This window comes from Stenotrophomonas sp. FW305-3-2-15-E-LB1 (genome assembly GCF_058787375.1).
Map to the genome: position 1 here is coordinate 1 of NZ_JBYSZR010000027.1, position 17350 is coordinate 17350.

A 17350-nucleotide genomic window follows, 5' to 3' on the forward strand; every position below is an offset into this window, starting at 1 on the left:
GCCATGCGTGGATGGGCTCATCTGTGCGGACCAACGGTCCGCACCCACCCAACCAGTAGATCCACGCCATGCGTGGATGGGCTCATCTGTGCGGACCAACGGTCCGCACCCACCCAACCAGTAGATCCACGCCATGCGTGGACGGGCTCATCTGTGCGGACCAACGGTCCGCACCCACCAAACCAGTAGACTCATCTGTGCGGACCAACGGTCCGCCCCCACCCAACCAGTAGATCCATCTGTGCGGACCAACGGTCCGCACCCACCAACCGGCGGTGCAACCGTCGGTGGCGCTCAACCGTAGCTGATCGCCTCGACAAACGCGCCGCTGGCTTCCACGCGCACGGCCGCACGCTGGCCGGTGTCGGTGAAGTGCAGGCGCGCGAGGGTTTCGGCGAAATCGAAGGCGCGGACACCGTCGCGGAACTCGATCGGTTCCGGCTTGTCCGGGTGCAGCACGCGCCACTGGCGCTGCTCACATTGCAGACGGATCAACATGCGTTGCTCACTCCTTGAACAGCGTATCGATGACGGTGGGCACACCGGGAGGCGCACTGCCCCCGGTTGCCGACGATACGAGGAATGAACTGTGACCGCCATCAGATTAATCTGAATCTGAGGGCCACTGCCGTCAGTTGATCTGGAACTGGGCCCGGCAGCCATCGCTGACCCACACACCGCGACGGTCCCAACCCCAGGTACGACCTTCCACGCAGGGGCTGCGCGACTCCTGGCGCACCAGGCGCACGTCGCGGCGGATGCGCGCATCGCAGTACTTCTGCCGGCGGTCATTGGAATGGCAGGCGATCACCTGGCCGCCGTTGCCGCCCCAACCACCACCGCCGTGGCCCCAGCCGCCACGGGATTCGCCCACGAACTCGGCACGGCAGCCCTGGGTCACCCACACGCCACCACGCGACTGGCCCCAGGTGCGGCCCTCCACGCATGGCGAGCCAGACAACTGGCGGATCAGGCGCGCGCGACCGTCCAGCCGGCACTCGTTGCTGCGGTTCTTCACCGATTCGCAGCGCACGATTCCGCCGCCACGGTTGTCGTAGCGGTCGTCATAGCCACGGTTCTGCGCTTGCGCGGCACCTGCAGCCGCCAGCATCGGCAGCACGAGGCATGCCACGGTTCCCCAGCCCAGTCCCCTGCCCGATCCCTTGCCCATTGCCACTTCTCCAGATGAATACGATGGCGCAAGCATCGGAGATTCCGGGCGCGCCGCACAGAGGGGGCGCATGACATGGTTGGCATTCCGTTCAAGCAACCCAACCGGGCCTGACCAGAAACGATCAGCACCCGCCGGCGATCACTCCCCCTCGGCCGCCATCGCCAGCGGTGCCCCCAGTTTTTCCTCGAACGCAAACGCGAACAGCTCGGCGTCGTTGCTGATGCCCAGCTTGCGCATTGCCGAGATCCGCTGCCGGCTGATCGTACTGACCGTCCGCCGCAACTGTGCGGCGATCTCGGTGATCGACGGACCGGACACATACAGCCGCAGCACTTCCAGCTCCTTGGGCGAAAGCACGGACAGGGTCCGCTGGCGCCCGGCCTCCTGCAGGCAGGGGGCAAGCTCGGAGTCCAGGTAGATGCCGCCGCCCATGACCGAATCGACCGCATTGCGAAGGCCGTCCACGCCACTGCCCTTGTAGACCAGCCCGCGCACGCCGGTCCGCATGGCCATGTTGAGCGTGGTCGGATTAGTGATCATCGTGACCAGGACCACGGGAATCCTGGGGTGATTGCGACGCAGCGCCTGCAGCATCGCCTGCCCATCCGGCCGCTTTCCACCCGGCATCGAAAAGTCGGTCACCACCAGATCCACAGCTTCAGTGGCGAGCAGATCGAGCAGCGCTTCCGCGCACTGCGCCTCGCCCACGACGCTGTGCCGGCCCTCTGCCTCGATCACAAGGCGGGTGCCAAACAGCACCAGCGGATGGTCATCCGCAATGGCGATTCGAGTGAGCATGGTGATTGCCTGTAAATGGTCACGCCGCAGTGCGCACGGAAAACGCTAATAACCCTTGAACGCTTCGTCAACTTAACAACGGAAAATGCAATTCCTCACCGCAAACCCGCGCTCATGCATGCCTTTCCATTAATTGCATGACCCCCGCGCACATTTGCAACTTTCCCAATAGTTTCATGGAAACAAAACCAAAAACCGACTTATATATCCACCCCCAATCACTCATGGCGCCCGATGCTCATGGTCCGATTCCGCCGCCATCCTTTCGAAGATCTCGAGGCACCGCCTGCCCCTCTGTCGATGCCAGCGGCAACGCTGCCGGCGGCGGCGCTGCCCTTCGTGCAGCAGCTGCGCATCCATCTGGCGAACGACACCGCGATGCCGCGCAGGTCCGCCTATGCCGCCGTCATCCATGACGACACGGCCGTCTGCTGGCTGGACACGAAGAACGACCGCATGATGACCACGGCGCCTGCACCGATCACGCTGACACTGCTGCAGAAACTGCTGGCCGAGGAGCAGCCGGCGTTGAGCCTTGCACCGGTCACGCAGGAGGTGTTCGAGCAGCGCGCGGTCGTGTCCAGCAACCTGGCGCTGCGCCCCACGCTCTGGAACATCGCGCTGGCCGCAACACGCTTGGACCGCTTGATGCTGCCGCTGCAGATGGACGCCAAGCTGCGCCTGCGCCGCTGGCCGGACTTCCGCATCCTCGCCCACCGCCACGACCACTTCCGCCTGTGCGCACTGTTGATCAAGCAGGGCGCCTCCGTCCAGGCGTGCTGCGACATCCTCGACCTGCCGCAACGCCAGGTGCAGTCGTTCTTCAATGCCGCCTTCCTCACTGCCTACGCCTTCCCGGTGATGGGCAGCGATGCACCGGTCCGCCCCTCGCCCACCGATGGCCTCGTCAATCTGTGGCGCCAACTTCGTATCCGCTGGAGTGCATGAGCGTGCGTGAGCACAAGATCGTCGTTATGGGCCCGCTGGGTGCGGGCAAATCCACCCTGGTGCAGACCCTCACCCACGGCAAAGCCGTGGTGACCGAAGCCCGCAATACCGACCCCAGCGTGGGCAAGGAGTACACCACCGTTGCCATGGATTACGGCGACATCGACCTGCCGGGCGGCGACCGGCTGCGCCTGTATGGTTCGCCCGGGCAGGAACGCTTCTCCTACATCTGGCCAATCCTGCTGGCGGGTGCCGAGGGCGCCATCGTGCTGGTGGATGGCAGCAAGTGCGTCAACGCCACACTCGCCGGCCAGCACCTGCAGGCCATCGCCGAGCACGCGCCCACCCTGCCGGTAGTCATCGGCATCACCAAGTGCGGCCGCACCGACGATCCGATCCTGCCGCACTGGCAGGCGTGGTTGAGCGAGCAGGCCCCGCACCTGCCGGCCTTGCCGCTGGACCCGCGTGACATGAAGCAGGCCATCACCGCCATGGACCTGCTGATGAGCCAGATTGAATGCAATGCAATGGCGGCCGCACATGAGTAACGCCCTTAACGCCGCACCGGCATTGAACGCACTGGCGCGCGACGTCCCGGGCATCCAGGCCATCGTGGTTGCCAGCGCCGACGGCTTCGCGCTCGCCCAGGCCGGGCCGAAAGGCAACGTGGCCGATCGCCTGGCCGCGATGACCAGCTCGATGCTGGGCCTGGCCAGCGCGCTGGGGCGCGAGCTGCGCTTTGGCGAACTGGACACGCTGATCCTCGACGCCGCCGACGGCAAGGTGCTGATGCTGGCCATTCCCGGATCGCAGCCGCGGCTGCTGATGACCGCGTGCGACCACAGCTGTGTCATCGGCAACGCCCTGTGGCATGCCAAGCAGTGTGTGCGCACGCTGGCCGACAACACGAACTGATGCATGTCGCTCTCACTGCTCAGACGACTCTTTTCTTCCAAACACCCGCAACGGACGACTGAAATGAATACCGCCATCAACAAATGCCTGGACACGCTCATGCAGATCAACGGCGCACAAGCCGTGGCACTGGTCGACTACGAAAGCGGCATGCTGCTGGGCAACGCCGGCTCGGGCGTGGACATGGAACTGGCCGCCGCCGGCAACACCGAAGTGCTGCGCGCCAAGATGAAAACCGCCGAAGCCCTCAACCTCAACGACAGCATCGAGGACATCCTCATCACCCTGGGCCGCGCTTACCACGTGCTGCGCCCGGTGTCGGCCAAGAAGGGGCTGTTCTTCTACGTCGTGCTGGACCGGCAGAAGGCGAACCTCGCCCTCGCCCGCCGCATGGTGCTGGATGTGGAGAGTTCGCTGGCGCTGTAACGGCCACAAACGCGTTCATGGGGAAGGCGTGCCGGGGCCGCTGGAGGAGCGGCCCCGGCACTGGGATGTCTTCCTCCCAAGGAACACAGGAGGGAGAGCCACTGCCATGCATGCAGCTTCTCCGGAACACAGGGACATCGTGCTGCCGCCCCGGGCCAGACCCTGGGCGGCCATTGCCATTTCGGCGGCCATCACTGCTGTTTATGCCGTCGTCCTGGCTGCGCCAACACTCGGCGGAAACAGCGAACGCGAGTACCTGCACACCGCCGTTGCCCGCCTTGGCGAGGTGATCCAGGCCGTGGAAGCCAGCTACGCAGGCGGCGATCTGCGGATCAGCGACCAACATCTCGGCCTGCCCGCCAGCGCGGCGTTCTGCAGGCAACTGCGCATGCACCTGCCCGACACCGGGCACGCACGACTGCGCTGCGAACTCCGCGGCGATGGACCCGTGCGCGGCACGTTGGCACTGCAACGCACACCGCAGGGCGCCTGGCGCTGCATGGCTGAAGTACCCGACCCGCAACTGCTGCCAGCAGCCTGCCGTCCGTGAACCGTATTGATTCAACAAATGGGAAAAGTGGGGAAATCAATCCTGCGAAGGCCAATTTTCCCATTAATTGAATATACCCGGAGCGATGCCCGTGATTATCTATCGCCACGCCACGAAGCACGAGCTATCGCGGCGATTTCGATGAATAACCCACGTCACCGAGGAAAGAAGATGGACACCTCTCGTTTCCGCACACATCGTGCATCCCGCATAAACTCCCGACAGAAAGGCTTCTCGCTCATCGAGCTTATGGTGGTCGTGGCGATCATCGGCATCCTGGCGATGATTGCGCTTCCGCAGTACCAAAAATTTTCCGCCAAAGCGAAGCTGGCGAGCGCACTGGCAGAGATAGCGGGCGGAAAAGTTGGCGTCGAGTCACTCCTGGCTGCGGGCACCGAGGTAACCACAGCGGCATCGATTGGCCTCCCCGATTCCAGCTCACGCTGCAGCTTCATTACTGTCACGGCAGATGCCGTAAGTGGTGCCACAAGCATCGACTGCCGGCTTGAGAGCGACGCCACATTTGGCACCGGCAGCCTGACGTTGAGTCGCGACCCGAATGGCACCTGGCTCTGCGAGAGCGACATCCCTGAGCAGGATCTACTTCCGCGCGGCTGTCAGGCCTGATCGCAGGCACATGCCGCTGCGCGGCTTTCATGCCCGCATACAGCCGCATGTGCCTCTCCAGTCACTGCCTCATACCGTTCCCGGCTCAATGTTGGCTTCGCCACGGAGGAAGCAATGGAAAACAAACTCTCAGAGGATGGCCGTGAAGCTGCACGCGTGCGCAGCCAGCAAGGTTTCTCTCTGATTGAGCTCATGGTCGTCGTGGGCATCATCGCGATCCTGGCCATGATCGCAGTCCCGCAATACAAGAAGTTCACTACAAGATCAAAGCTGGCTGCTGCGCTGGCGGACATAGCCGGCGGGAAAGCGGGCGTGGAAGCGTGGCTGGCAGAGCGAGGCGATCTCTTTGGCTCAGACAACAAAAAACTGGGGTTGCCAGATGAAAGTGAACGCTGCGAAACCATTACAACGCATGTTGCTGCAGACGGCGACCTGCTAATCGACTGCCTCCTGCGTCCTGATTCCGGCTACAACGTTGGCACGTGGAGCATGAACCTGGTGCTGATAAGGGATTCAGACACTCATGAATGGCGCTGCTGGACTGCCATTCCCTATTACGACCTCCTCCCAAAGGGCTGCGGCCCCGATAATCCATAGCCTGTGTGAAATAAATTGGACATCCGGGCGAGTCCATCGTCGTCAATGACGCGGCGAAGCCAACACCGTGCATCCAACATGGCTCGTACTTAAGGAGTTGGGCGTGCGGAAGTTCATCAGTCTCTCGCGCATCACCCACTACACCCACATGTCCACCGTACCCGCCGCCAACGACGATCGGTTTACCCCAGAAAGCCCTGTTGCCATCACCCCCAGGCTGTACGGCCAAGCCCATGCCCTGGTCATCGCAGATGCAAACCCCTGGGTCCGCAGCGAGCTCGCCCTCGGCATTTTCCCGCACCTGCAGGGTCAGGCTCCCCGCGAAGCCCGCTCACCGTCGGAGGTACTGGCACGCATTGCCGACCCGGCCTGCAAAGTGCTGGTCATCGACCCCTGCATGCCGACCATTGGCCAAAGCGACGGCATTCCCCTGCTACGGCGCATCTGCTGCCTGCGCCGCGACCTGCTCATCCTGGTGCTGGCCGAGGACCCGCAGCGACTGCTGCAGGACAGGGCTCTGCCGGGGCGGATCGAACACGTCCACACCAAAACCGTCAGCCGTGCGTGGCTGTGGCGCTTCATTACCCCGGCGCTGAGCCGGGATGCGGCTGGCCTCACGCCGCTGGCGCAGGATGCAGCTCCGTAACCTGCACCGGCGCGACAGCCACCGCCTGGAAACGCACGGCTTCGATGCTGTTGCCCAGCGCTTCCACGCGCACGACACTTTCCTGCCCGGTGCGGCGATAGTGATCCCCGGCCCGCTCGACGGCGGTATCGAAGGCTGCAGCCCCCGAACAGAACGCTTCGGCGCTGCCCGCAGCGGGATCCAGCAGCGACCACTGGGCGGCACTGCATTTGACGGTAATGACCATGACGGACTCCTGTGGTGGAAGACGCAGGGGCCAGAGGCCGTCTGCTGATGCCATCCACCCTAGTCAGCCGGTCAGGGGCGGCCTATCAGATAAGTACGAAAAATCCGCACGGAGCTGTCAGAACGCTACCCCCATCACATCTATGAGTCCGTTTAGTGAAGGTTTTCCGTGACTCTTGTCACGAAGTCAGGCGCGCTTCACACTACCGTCACTAACAGGGGCCCCTTCCACATGCGCACCTCGCTTCCGCTGCAGCGTTCGACCTTGCTGAAGTTCTACTTCGTGGCCAGCTATCTGGTCCTGCTTGAGGAGCTGGTCCGCGCCAGCATCAGCTGAGCGCTTGTTGCCGGCGCGGAAGCAGCCGACACTGAGGCCTCCGGACCCGAGGCCATGCCGATGAAGACTGCCCTTCTGCCGGTGCTGCTGGTGCTGGCATTGAGTGCCTGCGCACAGCCCGAACCCGCACCCACCCGGGATGCCGCCGCCGCGCCCGTGGTCGGCGGTGATCGCGATGCCCACGGCTGCATCGGTTCGGCCGGCTACCAATGGTGCCAGCGCAGCGGGCGCTGCCAGCGGCCATGGGAGCTGGCCCAGGCCCAGGGCCTGGCCAACACCGCCGAGGCCATTGATGCCTGGTGCGCGCTGCCGCCCACGCCCGCGCGGAAGTAGAATTCCAGGATGTCCGACCTCAGCCCCCTGCCCCGCCTCGAGCCGGGCCGTTACCGCCATTTCAAGGGCGGTCTGTACGAAGTGATCGATATCGTGCGCAGCAGCGAAACCCTGCAACCGCAGGTGCTATACCGCGCCCTCTATGGCGAAGGTGGCCTGTGGGTGCGCCCGTACGCCATGTTCGTCGAGCAGGTGCCCGGCGAGCACGGCCCGCAGCCGCGCTTCGCCCGCATCGACGACTGACGCCCGCGTTCACGGCGCCCCGACGCGCGGCCCGCGCATGCTCGGCAACACCCCTCGAGCTCGTCGGCCAGCATGCGCCAGTGCATCGTTCTGTTCGGGCTTTCCATGGCCTGCCTGTCCGCACGGGCAGAGCCACCGTCCGACCCGCCCGCCTTTGATCGGCCCGGCCTCGGCTTCAGTACCGACACGGTAGGCCGCGGCGCCGCCGCGCTGGAGTTCGGGCTTCCTTCCTACCTGCGCGAAACCGACGCCGAGGGCGTGCGCAGCACCACCTTGTCCGGCGAAGCCCTACTGCGCACCGGCCTGGCGCCCGGCCTGGAACTGCAGGTATCGGGTACACCGTGGAATCGCCAGCGCCTGCGCGCGCCAGATGGTGGGGACACCCGCCTGCGCGGGGCGGGCGACAGCAGCGTCGGCGTGAAGTGGGCCGGCCCCGGCAGCAATGACCGGACCGCATGGGCGGTGCTGGCCACGGCCGTGGTGGCGCGCGGCGACGCAGCCTTCAGCGACGGCCGGCAATACGCACTTGCGGCCAGCGTGGAGCAGGCCCTGACCGATCGATGGAGCCTGGCGCTGTTTGCCGAGCATCAGCGCGGCGCGGGCCAACGCACGACCACGTGGGCGCCCAGCCTGTCGCTGCAGGCCACCCCGACGGTGTCCACCTATCTGGAAGCAGGCTTCTTCGACGTGAACGATGCGCCCGACCAGACGCTGGCGGGGGCCGGCCTGAGCTGGCAGGTGCGCCCGGGCGTCCAGCTGGATATCTCGTTCGACGTCGGCCTGGACGATGACAGCCCGGACCTGCAGATGGCCAGCGGCCTGTCGGTCTATCTGGACTGAGACGCGGCTGCGCTACAATCGTACCGTCCAGTCGGTTTCCTTCATTCATGTCCGCATCCCCCGCCCTCACCCGCCGCAAGGCGCCCGAAGCCGTGCGCCAGGCCCTGCTCGACGCGACCGCCCGCGTGATCGGCGAGGGCGGGCTTGCCGCGCTGACCGTGCAGGACGTCGCCCGTGCCGCTGGCGTCAGCAAGGGCGCCCTGTTCCATCACTTCAGCAGCAAACAGGCGCTGCTGGACGCAACGCTGACCGCGCTGGTTTCTGCGTTCGAGCAGGACCTGCGCGCGCACATGCTGCAGGCGCCGCCCGGCCATGGCTGCTTCACCCGTGCCTACGTCGAGGTGAGCTTCAACCACCTGCTGCAGCAGACCCAGGACAACGATATCGGCCTGACCATGGCCAACCTGCTGGAACCGGCCATGCTGGCGCACTGGCGCGAATGGATGCGCGGCATGCTGGCCGAGTTCCCCGGCGAGGCCACCGACCCGCGCCTGTACGCGGCGCGCTGCGCTGCCGATGGCTACTGGGCCACGGCCTATGGCCGCCCGCTGGATGAGGAAGAACGGCGCAACGCGCTGGCCATGGCGGGCGAAGCCCTGAAACTGTGCATGCCCGGCTGACCTGGAGCCTGCGATGAATCCTTATGCCTACCTGGCCGCCGCCATCGCGCTGGAGGTGATCGCCACCTCACTGCTGAAAGCGTCCGAGGGGATGAGCCGGCTCGCGCCCACGCTGGGTGCGCTGGCCTGCTACGGCGTGTGCTTCTACCTGCTGGCGCTCACGATGAAATCGATCCCGACCGGCATCGCCTATGCGATCTGGTCCGGCGTGGGCATCGCGCTGATTTCGCTGATCGGCCTGCTGGTGTTCAAGCAGCGCCTGGACACGCCGGCGCTGATCGGCATCGGCCTGATCTGCGCGGGTGTGCTGGTCATCAATCTGTTCTCGAAAAGCAGCGCGCACTGAGCGCGCTGCTGCCGGCCACATGTGGCAGGCTGTCAGGCGACCTTCTTGGCCACGCTCCTGCCGATCAGGAACAGGATCACCGCGATGATGATGCCTGCCCAGAACAGGAACTTGGCGATGCCGACTGCGGTACCGGCGATGCCGCCGAAACCGAGCACACCGGCAATGAGGCCGATGACGGCGAAAATGATGGCCCACTTGATCATGTCGATCCTTTCCCCACAGGGACTGATAACAGTGGGATCAGGTTAGGCAGGCGCCGATGCGGGTGCCGTGAGCGCGCCGCGCGCGCGGCGTGAACGTTCAGCGCGGGCGGAAGCGCAGCAGCGCGACAGCGAACGCAAGGAACACGCTGCCCACCAGCCGTTCGAACCAGCGCTGCGCGAAGGGCTTGGCCAACCAGCGGCGCAGGCTGTGCCCGCCCGCGGCATACATCACGTACCAGAACAGTTCGCAGGCGACGAAAGTGGCCACCAGCACCGTGTACTGCAGGCCCTGCGCACGCGCGGGATCGACGAATTGCGGCAGGAATGCGGCGGCGAACAGCAGCAGCTTCGGGTTGCTCAGCCCCACCAGCAGGCCACCGCGGAAGACCGACCATGCACCGTGCACCGGCGCCAGCAGCGGCTCGCTTCCGGTGCCCGTCGCGACCGGACGGCAGCTGTCGCGCCAAGCCTTGATGCCCAGCCAGGCCAGATACGCCACGCCCAGGTAACGCAGCACCTCGAACAACATCGGCGAGGAGCGCAGCAACGCGCTCAGCCCAGCAGCCGAGGCGGCCAGCACCAGCAGCATGGCCAACAGGCAGCCGGCCATGGCCGGCACGCTGCGGCGGAAACCCAGCCCGACGCTGCGGCCCAGGATATGCAGCATGTTCGGGCCCGGCGTGCCGCACAGCACGAAGACCGTGGCCAGGAACCACCACCAGGTATGCAGGGCCATTGTTGTTCTCGACGCGGGGAGCCCACCAGCTTACGGGCTGGCGGCGCGCCGCGGTACGTACAGCGCGGGCCACGAATGACGGTTACAGATGGCGCCCTGCACGCGGCCGCCGGTCTGTGCTGCAATGGCGGTTCCAGCATGGAGATACGCATGAAGACCCTGGGCCTGATCGGCGGCATGAGCTGGGAAAGCTCGGCGCAGTACTACCGCCTCATCAACGAGGATGTCCGCCAGCGGCTGGGGGGCGCGCATTCGGCGCAGCTGCTGCTGTGGTCGGTGGATTTCGCCCGCATCAAGCAGTTGCAGCATGACGGCGACTGGGACGCGCTGGGCACGGAAATGATCGATGCCGCACGCCGCCTGCAGGCCGGTGGCGCCGACCTGCTGGTGGTCTGCACCAACACCATGCACAAGCTGGCCCCGCAGATGGAAGCCGCCTGCCCGCTGCCGCTGCTGCATATTGCCGACCCGACCGCCCAGGCGATCCTGCAGGCGGGCCTGCGCACGGTCGGCCTGCTCGGCACCGCCTTCACCATGGAAGAGGATTTCTACCGTGGGCGGCTGAGCGATCGTTTCGGGCTGGAGGTGCTGGTGCCCGACGCTGACGACCGCCGCGACGTGCACGACATCATCTACCGCGAACTGATCGCAGGCGTGGTCAGCGAAGCGTCGCGGCAGGTGTACGTGGACGTGATCGCGCGGCTGGTCGCCCGTGGCGCCGAGGCGATCATCCTGGGCTGCACCGAGATCATGCTGCTGGTACGTGAGCAGGACAGCCCGGTGCCGCTGTTCGACACCACCACCCTGCATGCACGCGCCGCCGTGGACGCCGCACTGGCATAGGGGTCGGATCCCTTCGCAACGCGAAGGGATCTGACCCCGCATTTCAGCCTTCGCGTATTTCCAGCGCGGTCACCAGCCACTCGACCACCGCTGGCGAATCGCACAGGAAGAACACGGCATCGCCACTGCGCGCCTCGCTGAGCAGGCGGTACACGCTGATGGCCGCGGCGGCCTGGTTGGCAATGAACACTTCGCCGCTGCGAGGCCCTTCAACCTGCCGCGACTCGCGCTGCAACGCCTGGCGCGCGACAACGGTTTCGGCCGGCTCGGCCTCGCGGCTGAGATCCTCGCCACGCAGGCCCCATGAAACAAAGACGCGCTTTTCCTTGAACGTGGTGTCCAGGACGCGGAAGCCGTCCGTGCCTGCGCCGGCCGAACGATGAATGACGGTACTGCTGATCAACGCAACCCCCTGTGGTCGTCGTGGTCCGCGCATCGCCCTGCACGCCCGCCGCAACCGCCGGTGGCGGGTGCGAGGAGAATGCCGATGCAATCGGATGTGCGCCGATGATAAGGGAAGTACCGGACCGTATGGGCTGCGGGCCTGAACGCCCGATATCGCACACCCTCGGTAGAGTCGAGCTTGCTCGACTTCGCCACTGCAACGTTGTAGCTGCAGACGAAGCCCGCCTACCGGGGGCTTCGTGATTCGACAACTCAGACTGCCAGCGCCTCATGCACGGCATCTGGACGCAACGCCGCGATCTTCAGAAGCGTTTTTGCGGCGCCGGATGGCTCGCGACGACCCTGCTCCCAGTCTTGAAACGTACGTACCGATACGCCGAGCATTCCGGCAAACTGCGCCTGGGACATGCCAAGCCGCTGACGCGCCTCTGCAGCAATCGACACAGGCACCATATTCACAGCACCCACTTTGCCAGCCTTCACCGAGCGAACAGCCTCCAGCAGCTCTGCGCCAATATTTCGGCCAGCATCACGGGCTTCTCGTTCTTTCTTATTCATCGGCATGGCCAAGCTCCTCCGCCAGTTCGCGCAGGATGTGCGCGGGAATATCCTCTGTGGTGCCTTTTCCGTAAATGGTGAGTGCCACTACAGCTCCATTTGCCAAGCGCAGGGTATAGATCACTCTCACTCCTCCACGCTTGCCTCTGCCATCACCCGACCAACGCACCTTCCGACATCCACCAGAGCCTGGGATCACGTCCCCCGCCTCTGGGGTTCCGGCAATGTAGGCAACAAAATCGCTGTGCTGTTCGGCCGTCCAATAGTCGGGCCAATACCTGCTGAACAGTGGGGACTCGATCACGGTCAGTAGCGACATGTCACAACTATACGGCAGAGCCGTATAGATCACAAGTGCCTGCGGACCAACTTGTTCAGCCACGACGTCGCGCTTGCCATGCAGGACCTTGGCAGAGAGAGCCCTGTGAGGACGCGGCCTGTCAGCTGGAGTCGAGCAAACTCGACCCTACAAACAACAAAAAAGCCCACGCATCGCTGCGCAGGCTTTCTTTTTCATCACATTGGTCGGGACGGCCGGATTCGAACCGACGACCCTCTGCCCCCCAGGCAGATGCGCTACCAGGCTGCGCTACGCCCCGACTGATGCTGCGATGTGCCCGCCAGTGCGGCGGGCCGTGAAGTATAGCGGATTACGCGGGGTTTTGGATCACCGGCGAAGCAATTGCAGCACTTCTTCCAGCTCCATGCGTACCTGCTTGATGATCTGGTTGCTCAGCGCCGATTCCTCGCGTGCATCCGGACCATCCAGGCGCAGGCGCGCGCCGCCGATGGTGTAACCCTGTTCGTACAGCAGGCTGCGGATCTGCCGCACCATCAGCACGTCGTGGCGCTGGTAGTAGCGGCGGTTGCCACGGCGCTTGGCCGGCTCAAGGCTGGGAAACTCGGTTTCCCAGTAGCGCAGCACGTGCGGCTTGACGTCGCACAGCTCGCTTACCTCACCAATGGTGAAGTAGCGCTTGGCCGGGATCGGCGGTAGTTCGCGGTTACTGCCCGGATCCAGCATAAGCTTCCACCCTCTCCTTGAGCTTCTGGCCCGGACGGAAGGTGACCACCGTACGGGCGGAAATCGGAATTTCCTCGCCGGTCTTGGGGTTGCGACCCGGGCGCTGGTTCTTGCGCCGCAGGTCGAAATTACCGAAGCCGGACAGCTTCACCTGACGTCCCTGTTCCAACGCTTCACGCAGCACATCGAAGAACGCGTCGACGAATTCCTTGGCTTCCCGCTTGTTCAGACCGACTTCGTCGAACAGCTTTTCCGCCATCTCCGCCTTGGTCAATGCCATTGCCTGCTACCCCTGAGTGCTTCCCGCTCAGCCGCGGATCCGGGCGTGGTGTTCACGCTCGATCGCAGTGACCGCCTCGGCCACCACCGCTTCCACGTCGCGGTCCGTCAGAGTGCGCGACTTGTCCTGCAAAATCAAGCCCATAGCGAGACTCTTGAACCCAGGCTCGACACCCTGGCCGACGTAACGGTCGAACAGGTTCAGCTCGCGCAGCAGCGGGCCAGCGGCATGCCGGATGGTCGCGGCCAGGTCGCTCCAGGCCACCTGTTCAGGCACCAGGAACGCCAGGTCGCGGCGCACAGCCGGGAAGCGCGACAGCTCGCCGGCACGCGGCAGCGCACGGGCGGACAGTGCCTCCAGGTCCAGCTCGAAGGCATAGACGTCAGCCTCGATGTCCATGGCCTTGGCCAGGCGCGGATGGATCTGGCCGATCCAGCCGATGACCACGCCATCGCGGTACACCTCGGCCGAACGGGCCGGGTGGCCGAAGGCACGGGTGGAGGGGCGGAATTCGAGCACGGCACCGCTGGCGGCGGCCAACGATTCCAGGTCGCCCTTCAGGTCATGGAAATCGACCTTGCGGGTCGGCAGGCCCCACTGCACGGACTGCGCATCGCCGCAGATGGCGGCCGCCACGCGCGGGGTTTCCAGCGGTGCCGGCCGGCTTTCGCCGGCCTGCTGGGCGAACACCCGGCCCACTTCGAACAGGCGCACGCGGGCCAGCTGGCGGGCGGCATTGCGGCCCAGGGTGGCGACCAGGCCCGGCAGCAGCGCCGGGCGCATCACCGCCAGCTCGGCCGACAGCGGGTTGGCCAGCGGCACCAGGTTGTCGCGCAGCTGCCACTGGGTCAGCAGCGCATCATCGACGAAGGCGAAATTCAGGGTTTCCTGCAGATCACGGGCGATCAGCTGGCGGCGCACGCTGAGGACATCCAGCTGGGTCTCGGTCGGCATCGCCACGCGCGCCGCGCCACCCGGCAGGGTGGTCGGGATCTGCTCGTAGCCGTGGATGCGCGCCAGTTCCTCGATCAGGTCTTCTTCGATGGCGATATCGAAGCGACGGCTCGGCGCGGTCACCTGCCAGCCTTCACCGGCAGCGGTCACGCCCATGCCCAGCGCGCGCAGGATGCGCTCGACCTCGGCGTCTTCGATCGTGATGCCCAGCACGCGGGTGATGCGGGCACGACGCAGGGTGATCGTTGCCGCCTGCGGCAGATCGGCCTCGTTAACGGCCTCGGTGACCGGCGCCGGGGTACCGCCGGCCAGGTCCAGCACCAGGCGGGTGGCGTATTCGATGGCGGTACGCGGCAGCGCCGGATCAACACCACGCTCGAAGCGGTGGCCGGCATCGGTGTGCAGGCCCAGCTTGCGGCCACGGCCCATGATGGCGGCCGGCGCGAAGTGCGCAGCCTCCAGGAACACGGCGGTGGTGTCGTCGGTGACGCGGGTATCGAAGCCGCCCATCAGGCCGGCCAGGCCGACGGCACGGTCGGCGTCGGTCACCACCAGGAAGCTGTCGTCCAGCACCGCATCGCGGCCGTCCAGCAGCTTGATCGCTTCGCCGGCACGCGAACGGCGCACGGCGATGCTGCCCTGCAGGGTGCCCAGGTCATAGGCGTGCATCGGCTGGCCCAGTTCCAGCATCACGTACTGGGTGATGTCGACCAGCAGCGACACCGGGCGCACGCCGCTGCGGCGCAGGCGCTCGGCCATCCACAGCGGGGTCTTGGCGGCGGCGTTGACGCCCTCGATGACACGGCCCAGGTAGCGCGGCGCTTCGGCGCCGGCGTCGAGCTGGATGGACAGCTCGCGGCTGCCGACCGCCGCAATGGCGTCGGCGGCGAAATCCAGCACTTCGCTGCGGGTGGCCGCGGCCACGTCGTAGGCGATGCCGCGCACGCTGAAGCAGTCGGCGCGGTTGGGGGTCAGCTTGATCTCGATGCTGGCGTCGGGCAGGCCGAGGTAGTCGACCAGGGTCTGGCCGACCGGCGCATCCTCAGGCAGTTCCAGCAGGCCCGAGGCATCGGTGTCCAGGCCCAGTTCCTTGGCCGAGCACAGCATGCCGTTGGATTCGACGCCGCGCAGCTTGGCCGGCTTGATTGCCAGATCGCCGATCTGCGCGCCGACCATGGCCAGCGGCGCGACCAGGCCCGGGCGCGCATTGGGCGCACCGCAGACGATCTGCAGCAGTTCGCCCTGCCCTGCATCGACCTTGCACACCTGCAGGCGGTCGGCTTCGGGATGGCGCACGGCCTCGACGATGCGTGCCACGACCACGTGCTGCAGGCCGTTGCCGAGCGCGGTCACTTCTTCCACTTCCAGGCCGATGGCGGTGAGCACCGCGCTCAGTTCATCGCGCGTGGCGGAGGTCGGGACGTGGCTGCGCAGCCAGTTTTCGGAGAATTTCATGGTGTCACCCTGGTGGGCCCGGCGCATGCGCCTGGGCCTGCGTTGTTGAGTCCGCCGGGCATGGCCCGGCGCTACCTGGTCCGTTACGCGAACTGCTTCAGGAACCGCACGTCGTTCTCGAAGAACGCGCGCAGGTCGTTGACGCCGTAACGCAGCATCGCGAAGCGCTCCACGCCCAGCCCGAAGGCGAAGCCGGTGTAGCGTTCCGGATCGATGCCGACGTTGCGCAGCACGTTCGGGTGGACCATGCCGCAGCCGAGCACTTCCAGCCAGCGGGTGCTGCCGTCGGGCTGCTGCCAGGCGATGTCCACTTCCGCGCCGGGTTCAACGAACGGGAAGTAGCTGGGGCGGAAGCGCATTTCGAAATCGCGCTCGAAGAAGGCACGCACGAACTCGGCCAGCGTGCCCTTCAGGTCGGCGAAGGTGGAATGCTCATCCACCAGCAGGCCTTCGACCTGGTGGAACATCGGCGAATGGGTCTGGTCGCTGTCGCTGCGGTACACCTTGCCGGCGGCGATCATGCGCAGCGGCGGCTGGTGCTCGCCCATGTAGCGCACCTGCACACCGGAGGTATGCGTGCGCAGCAGGCGGCCGTCGCCAAAGTAGAAGGTGTCGTGCATGGCACGCGCCGGGTGGTGCGGCGGGAAGTTCAGCGCTTCGAAGTTGTGCCAGTCGTCCTCGATCTCCGGACCCTCGGACAGCTCGTAGCCCAACCGGCCGAAGATGCCGGTGATGCGTTCCAGGGTGCGGGTGATCGGGTGCAGGCCGGCGCGGTCGCCGTTGCGGCCCGGCAGGGTGATGTCGATCGCTTCGGCGGCCAGGCGCGCATCCAGTGCGGCGTTCTCCAGCACGGCCTTGCGCTCGCCCAGCGCGCTGGAGAGCGCGTCACGGGCCTGGTTGATGGCTTCACCGGCGGCCTTGCGCTCGTCGGCCGGCAGGGTGCCGAGCTGCTTGAGCTGGGCGGTGATGCTGCCACTCTTGCCGAGCAGGGCCACGCGCAGCTGTTCCAGCGTGTCGGGGCTCTGTGCGGCGGCCACATCGGCCAGGGCCTGGGTGGTGAGGGATTGGATGTCGCTCATGGGGGGCCGGAACTCCAGTCGGTCTGCCATCGCGATGCGCGAAGGGCCGACCCCTGTCGCCACCGCCGGTCCCCGCACCGCGCGCCTGCGGCGTTGCCGGGACCCAAAAAAGAATGGGGAAGGACTTGCGCCCTTCCCCATGCATTGCCTCTACCTGACACCGTTCCCGTTGAACGGCAACGGCA

The 17350-nt window shown here is 65.7% G+C and carries 27 protein-coding genes and 1 tRNA gene; 14 read left to right on the top strand and 14 right to left on the bottom strand.

Annotated elements, in window-relative coordinates; all coding sequences use genetic code 11:
* Positions 1–294: 294 nt before the first annotated feature.
* The 3 genes from AC3WL7_RS16680 to AC3WL7_RS16690 all read right to left on the bottom strand — a co-directional run bounded on the left by AC3WL7_RS16680 (position 295) and on the right by AC3WL7_RS16690 (position 1972).
* A complete protein-coding gene (locus AC3WL7_RS16680; RefSeq protein ID WP_079222567.1) occupies positions 295–498 on the bottom strand; it encodes a hypothetical protein in 204 nt (67 codons plus the stop codon).
* Between the two features lie 133 nt (positions 499–631).
* A complete protein-coding gene (locus AC3WL7_RS16685; RefSeq protein WP_108758165.1) occupies positions 632–1171 on the bottom strand; it encodes a DUF3011 domain-containing protein in 540 nt (179 codons plus the stop codon).
* Positions 1172–1312: 141 nt separating this feature from the next.
* A complete protein-coding gene (locus tag AC3WL7_RS16690; RefSeq protein ID WP_492751768.1) occupies positions 1313–1972 on the bottom strand; it encodes a response regulator in 660 nt (219 codons plus the stop codon).
* A 240-nt stretch (positions 1973–2212) separates the two neighbouring features.
* Here AC3WL7_RS16690 and AC3WL7_RS16695 point away from each other — a divergent pair, with 240 nt between their 5' ends.
* From AC3WL7_RS16695 to AC3WL7_RS16730, 8 genes are all read left to right on the top strand, one after another.
* Complete coding sequence (locus tag AC3WL7_RS16695) at positions 2213–2920, top strand: hypothetical protein (RefSeq protein WP_492751770.1); 708 nt, start codon at positions 2213–2215, stop codon at positions 2918–2920.
* The gene (locus AC3WL7_RS16700) at positions 2917–3468 is read left to right on the top strand and encodes a GTP-binding protein (protein WP_079222570.1); all 552 of its coding nucleotides are present in this window, start codon (positions 2917–2919) and stop codon (positions 3466–3468) included. Before AC3WL7_RS16695 ends, AC3WL7_RS16700 begins: the two co-directional genes overlap by 4 nt.
* The gene (locus AC3WL7_RS16705; RefSeq protein ID WP_283222241.1) at positions 3461–3835 is read left to right on the top strand and encodes a roadblock/LC7 domain-containing protein; all 375 of its coding nucleotides are present in this window, start codon (positions 3461–3463) and stop codon (positions 3833–3835) included. The genes AC3WL7_RS16700 and AC3WL7_RS16705 overlap by 8 nt, the downstream gene beginning before the upstream one ends.
* Before the next feature lie 63 nt (positions 3836–3898).
* On the top strand, positions 3899–4261 hold the full coding sequence (locus AC3WL7_RS16710; RefSeq protein ID WP_079222572.1) for a hypothetical protein: 363 nt from the start codon (positions 3899–3901) through the stop codon (positions 4259–4261).
* Positions 4262–4367: 106 nt separating this feature from the next.
* On the top strand, positions 4368–4811 hold the full coding sequence (locus AC3WL7_RS16715) for a pilin (RefSeq protein ID WP_492751773.1): 444 nt from the start codon (positions 4368–4370) through the stop codon (positions 4809–4811).
* 171 nt (positions 4812–4982) lie between these two features.
* On the top strand, positions 4983–5438 hold the full coding sequence (locus AC3WL7_RS16720) for a pilin (protein ID WP_283222239.1): 456 nt from the start codon (positions 4983–4985) through the stop codon (positions 5436–5438).
* A 114-nt stretch (positions 5439–5552) separates the two neighbouring features.
* Positions 5553–6035 (top strand): pilin, encoded by a 483-nt coding sequence (locus tag AC3WL7_RS16725; RefSeq protein ID WP_492751776.1) that lies wholly within the window; start codon positions 5553–5555, stop codon positions 6033–6035.
* A 103-nt stretch (positions 6036–6138) separates the two neighbouring features.
* Positions 6139–6681 (top strand): response regulator, encoded by a 543-nt coding sequence (locus tag AC3WL7_RS16730; RefSeq protein WP_492751778.1) that lies wholly within the window; start codon positions 6139–6141, stop codon positions 6679–6681.
* On the opposite strand, the gene AC3WL7_RS16735 is transcribed toward AC3WL7_RS16730, so the two are convergent.
* Positions 6650–6907 (bottom strand): hypothetical protein, encoded by a 258-nt coding sequence (locus AC3WL7_RS16735; protein WP_492751780.1) that lies wholly within the window; start codon positions 6905–6907, stop codon positions 6650–6652. The two genes, AC3WL7_RS16730 and AC3WL7_RS16735, sit on opposite strands and share 32 nt — an antisense overlap.
* Before the next feature lie 396 nt (positions 6908–7303).
* Between AC3WL7_RS16735 and AC3WL7_RS16740 the strand changes: the two genes are divergently transcribed.
* The 5 genes from AC3WL7_RS16740 (at position 7304) to AC3WL7_RS16760 (ending at position 9625) form a co-directional block, all read left to right on the top strand.
* Positions 7304–7576: a hypothetical protein gene (locus tag AC3WL7_RS16740; protein ID WP_492751782.1), complete on the top strand. Its 273-nt coding sequence runs from the start codon at positions 7304–7306 to the stop codon at positions 7574–7576.
* Between the two features lie 9 nt (positions 7577–7585).
* A complete protein-coding gene (locus AC3WL7_RS16745; RefSeq protein WP_079222578.1) occupies positions 7586–7819 on the top strand; it encodes a DUF1653 domain-containing protein in 234 nt (77 codons plus the stop codon).
* Positions 7820–7891: 72 nt separating this feature from the next.
* Positions 7892–8659: a transporter gene (locus AC3WL7_RS16750; RefSeq protein ID WP_492751786.1), complete on the top strand. Its 768-nt coding sequence runs from the start codon at positions 7892–7894 to the stop codon at positions 8657–8659.
* 47 nt (positions 8660–8706) lie between these two features.
* Complete coding sequence (locus AC3WL7_RS16755) at positions 8707–9279, top strand: TetR/AcrR family transcriptional regulator (RefSeq protein WP_283222234.1); 573 nt, start codon at positions 8707–8709, stop codon at positions 9277–9279.
* 13 nt (positions 9280–9292) lie between these two features.
* Positions 9293–9625, top strand: a complete 333-nt coding sequence (locus tag AC3WL7_RS16760) for an SMR family transporter (RefSeq protein ID WP_492751789.1) — start codon at positions 9293–9295, stop codon at positions 9623–9625.
* Positions 9626–9657: 32 nt separating this feature from the next.
* Here the strand turns inward: AC3WL7_RS16760 and AC3WL7_RS16765 are convergent, their stop codons facing one another.
* Both AC3WL7_RS16765 and AC3WL7_RS16770 read right to left on the bottom strand, forming a co-directional pair.
* Complete coding sequence (locus AC3WL7_RS16765; RefSeq protein WP_108747071.1) at positions 9658–9831, bottom strand: DUF1328 domain-containing protein; 174 nt, start codon at positions 9829–9831, stop codon at positions 9658–9660.
* Between the two features lie 97 nt (positions 9832–9928).
* Entirely contained in the window at positions 9929–10567 is a 639-nt protein-coding gene (locus tag AC3WL7_RS16770; protein ID WP_492751792.1) for a LysE family translocator, read from the bottom strand.
* 150 nt (positions 10568–10717) lie between these two features.
* Between AC3WL7_RS16770 and AC3WL7_RS16775 the strand changes: the two genes are divergently transcribed.
* Complete coding sequence (locus tag AC3WL7_RS16775; RefSeq protein WP_492751794.1) at positions 10718–11410, top strand: aspartate/glutamate racemase family protein; 693 nt, start codon at positions 10718–10720, stop codon at positions 11408–11410.
* Positions 11411–11453: 43 nt separating this feature from the next.
* On the opposite strand, the gene AC3WL7_RS16780 is transcribed toward AC3WL7_RS16775, so the two are convergent.
* The 8 genes from AC3WL7_RS16780 to pheS all read right to left on the bottom strand — a co-directional run bounded on the left by AC3WL7_RS16780 (position 11454) and on the right by pheS (position 17165).
* Positions 11454–11846, bottom strand: a complete 393-nt coding sequence (locus AC3WL7_RS16780; RefSeq protein WP_492751796.1) for a hypothetical protein — start codon at positions 11844–11846, stop codon at positions 11454–11456.
* Between the two features lie 221 nt (positions 11847–12067).
* Positions 12068–12379, bottom strand: coding sequence for a helix-turn-helix domain-containing protein (locus AC3WL7_RS16785; RefSeq protein ID WP_079222584.1), 312 nt, complete (start codon positions 12377–12379; stop codon positions 12068–12070).
* Complete coding sequence (locus AC3WL7_RS16790; protein ID WP_283222230.1) at positions 12366–12497, bottom strand: hypothetical protein; 132 nt, start codon at positions 12495–12497, stop codon at positions 12366–12368. Before AC3WL7_RS16790 ends, AC3WL7_RS16785 begins: the two co-directional genes overlap by 14 nt.
* 398 nt (positions 12498–12895) lie before the next feature.
* Positions 12896–12972, bottom strand: a tRNA-Pro gene (locus AC3WL7_RS16795).
* 68 nt (positions 12973–13040) lie between these two features.
* Complete coding sequence (locus tag AC3WL7_RS16800) at positions 13041–13397, bottom strand: MerR family transcriptional regulator (RefSeq protein WP_005410431.1); 357 nt, start codon at positions 13395–13397, stop codon at positions 13041–13043.
* Complete coding sequence (locus AC3WL7_RS16805) at positions 13378–13677, bottom strand: integration host factor subunit alpha (RefSeq protein WP_005410432.1); 300 nt, start codon at positions 13675–13677, stop codon at positions 13378–13380. The genes AC3WL7_RS16800 and AC3WL7_RS16805 overlap by 20 nt, the downstream gene beginning before the upstream one ends.
* A gap of 27 nt (positions 13678–13704) precedes the next feature.
* Positions 13705–16086 (bottom strand): phenylalanine--tRNA ligase subunit beta, encoded by a 2382-nt coding sequence (gene pheT / locus AC3WL7_RS16810; RefSeq protein WP_492751799.1) that lies wholly within the window; start codon positions 16084–16086, stop codon positions 13705–13707.
* Positions 16087–16169: 83 nt separating this feature from the next.
* A complete protein-coding gene (gene pheS / locus AC3WL7_RS16815; RefSeq protein ID WP_150455548.1) occupies positions 16170–17165 on the bottom strand; it encodes a phenylalanine--tRNA ligase subunit alpha in 996 nt (331 codons plus the stop codon).
* Positions 17166–17350 lie beyond the last annotated feature (185 nt).

Excerpts from the sequence above, each read along its gene's own strand:
- AC3WL7_RS16680 (WP_079222567.1), bottom strand. The coding sequence starts at position 498 with ATGTTGATCCGTCTGCAATGTGAGCAGCGCCAGTGGCGCGTGCTGCAC.
- AC3WL7_RS16685 (WP_108758165.1), bottom strand. The coding sequence starts at position 1,171 with ATGGGCAAGGGATCGGGCAGGGGACTGGGCTGGGGAACCGTGGCATGC.
- AC3WL7_RS16690 (WP_492751768.1), bottom strand. The coding sequence starts at position 1,972 with ATGCTCACTCGAATCGCCATTGCGGATGACCATCCGCTGGTGCTGTTT.
- AC3WL7_RS16695 (WP_492751770.1), top strand. The coding sequence starts at position 2,213 with ATGGTCCGATTCCGCCGCCATCCTTTCGAAGATCTCGAGGCACCGCCT.
- AC3WL7_RS16700 (WP_079222570.1), top strand. The coding sequence starts at position 2,917 with ATGAGCGTGCGTGAGCACAAGATCGTCGTTATGGGCCCGCTGGGTGCG.
- AC3WL7_RS16705 (WP_283222241.1), top strand. The coding sequence starts at position 3,461 with ATGAGTAACGCCCTTAACGCCGCACCGGCATTGAACGCACTGGCGCGC.
- AC3WL7_RS16710 (WP_079222572.1), top strand. The coding sequence starts at position 3,899 with ATGAATACCGCCATCAACAAATGCCTGGACACGCTCATGCAGATCAAC.
- AC3WL7_RS16715 (WP_492751773.1), top strand. The coding sequence starts at position 4,368 with ATGCATGCAGCTTCTCCGGAACACAGGGACATCGTGCTGCCGCCCCGG.
- AC3WL7_RS16720 (WP_283222239.1), top strand. The coding sequence starts at position 4,983 with ATGGACACCTCTCGTTTCCGCACACATCGTGCATCCCGCATAAACTCC.
- AC3WL7_RS16725 (WP_492751776.1), top strand. The coding sequence starts at position 5,553 with ATGGAAAACAAACTCTCAGAGGATGGCCGTGAAGCTGCACGCGTGCGC.
- AC3WL7_RS16735 (WP_492751780.1), bottom strand. The coding sequence starts at position 6,907 with ATGGTCATTACCGTCAAATGCAGTGCCGCCCAGTGGTCGCTGCTGGAT.
- AC3WL7_RS16740 (WP_492751782.1), top strand. The coding sequence starts at position 7,304 with ATGAAGACTGCCCTTCTGCCGGTGCTGCTGGTGCTGGCATTGAGTGCC.
- AC3WL7_RS16745 (WP_079222578.1), top strand. The coding sequence starts at position 7,586 with ATGTCCGACCTCAGCCCCCTGCCCCGCCTCGAGCCGGGCCGTTACCGC.
- AC3WL7_RS16750 (WP_492751786.1), top strand. The coding sequence starts at position 7,892 with ATGCGCCAGTGCATCGTTCTGTTCGGGCTTTCCATGGCCTGCCTGTCC.
- AC3WL7_RS16755 (WP_283222234.1), top strand. The coding sequence starts at position 8,707 with ATGTCCGCATCCCCCGCCCTCACCCGCCGCAAGGCGCCCGAAGCCGTG.
- AC3WL7_RS16760 (WP_492751789.1), top strand. The coding sequence starts at position 9,293 with ATGAATCCTTATGCCTACCTGGCCGCCGCCATCGCGCTGGAGGTGATC.
- AC3WL7_RS16765 (WP_108747071.1), bottom strand. The coding sequence starts at position 9,831 with ATGATCAAGTGGGCCATCATTTTCGCCGTCATCGGCCTCATTGCCGGT.
- AC3WL7_RS16770 (WP_492751792.1), bottom strand. The coding sequence starts at position 10,567 with ATGGCCCTGCATACCTGGTGGTGGTTCCTGGCCACGGTCTTCGTGCTG.
- AC3WL7_RS16775 (WP_492751794.1), top strand. The coding sequence starts at position 10,718 with ATGAAGACCCTGGGCCTGATCGGCGGCATGAGCTGGGAAAGCTCGGCG.
- AC3WL7_RS16780 (WP_492751796.1), bottom strand. The coding sequence starts at position 11,846 with ATGCGCGGACCACGACGACCACAGGGGGTTGCGTTGATCAGCAGTACC.
- AC3WL7_RS16785 (WP_079222584.1), bottom strand. The coding sequence starts at position 12,379 with ATGCCGATGAATAAGAAAGAACGAGAAGCCCGTGATGCTGGCCGAAAT.
- AC3WL7_RS16800 (WP_005410431.1), bottom strand. The coding sequence starts at position 13,397 with ATGCTGGATCCGGGCAGTAACCGCGAACTACCGCCGATCCCGGCCAAG.
- AC3WL7_RS16805 (WP_005410432.1), bottom strand. The coding sequence starts at position 13,677 with ATGGCATTGACCAAGGCGGAGATGGCGGAAAAGCTGTTCGACGAAGTC.
- pheT (WP_492751799.1), bottom strand. The coding sequence starts at position 16,086 with ATGAAATTCTCCGAAAACTGGCTGCGCAGCCACGTCCCGACCTCCGCC.
- pheS (WP_150455548.1), bottom strand. The coding sequence starts at position 17,165 with ATGAGCGACATCCAATCCCTCACCACCCAGGCCCTGGCCGATGTGGCC.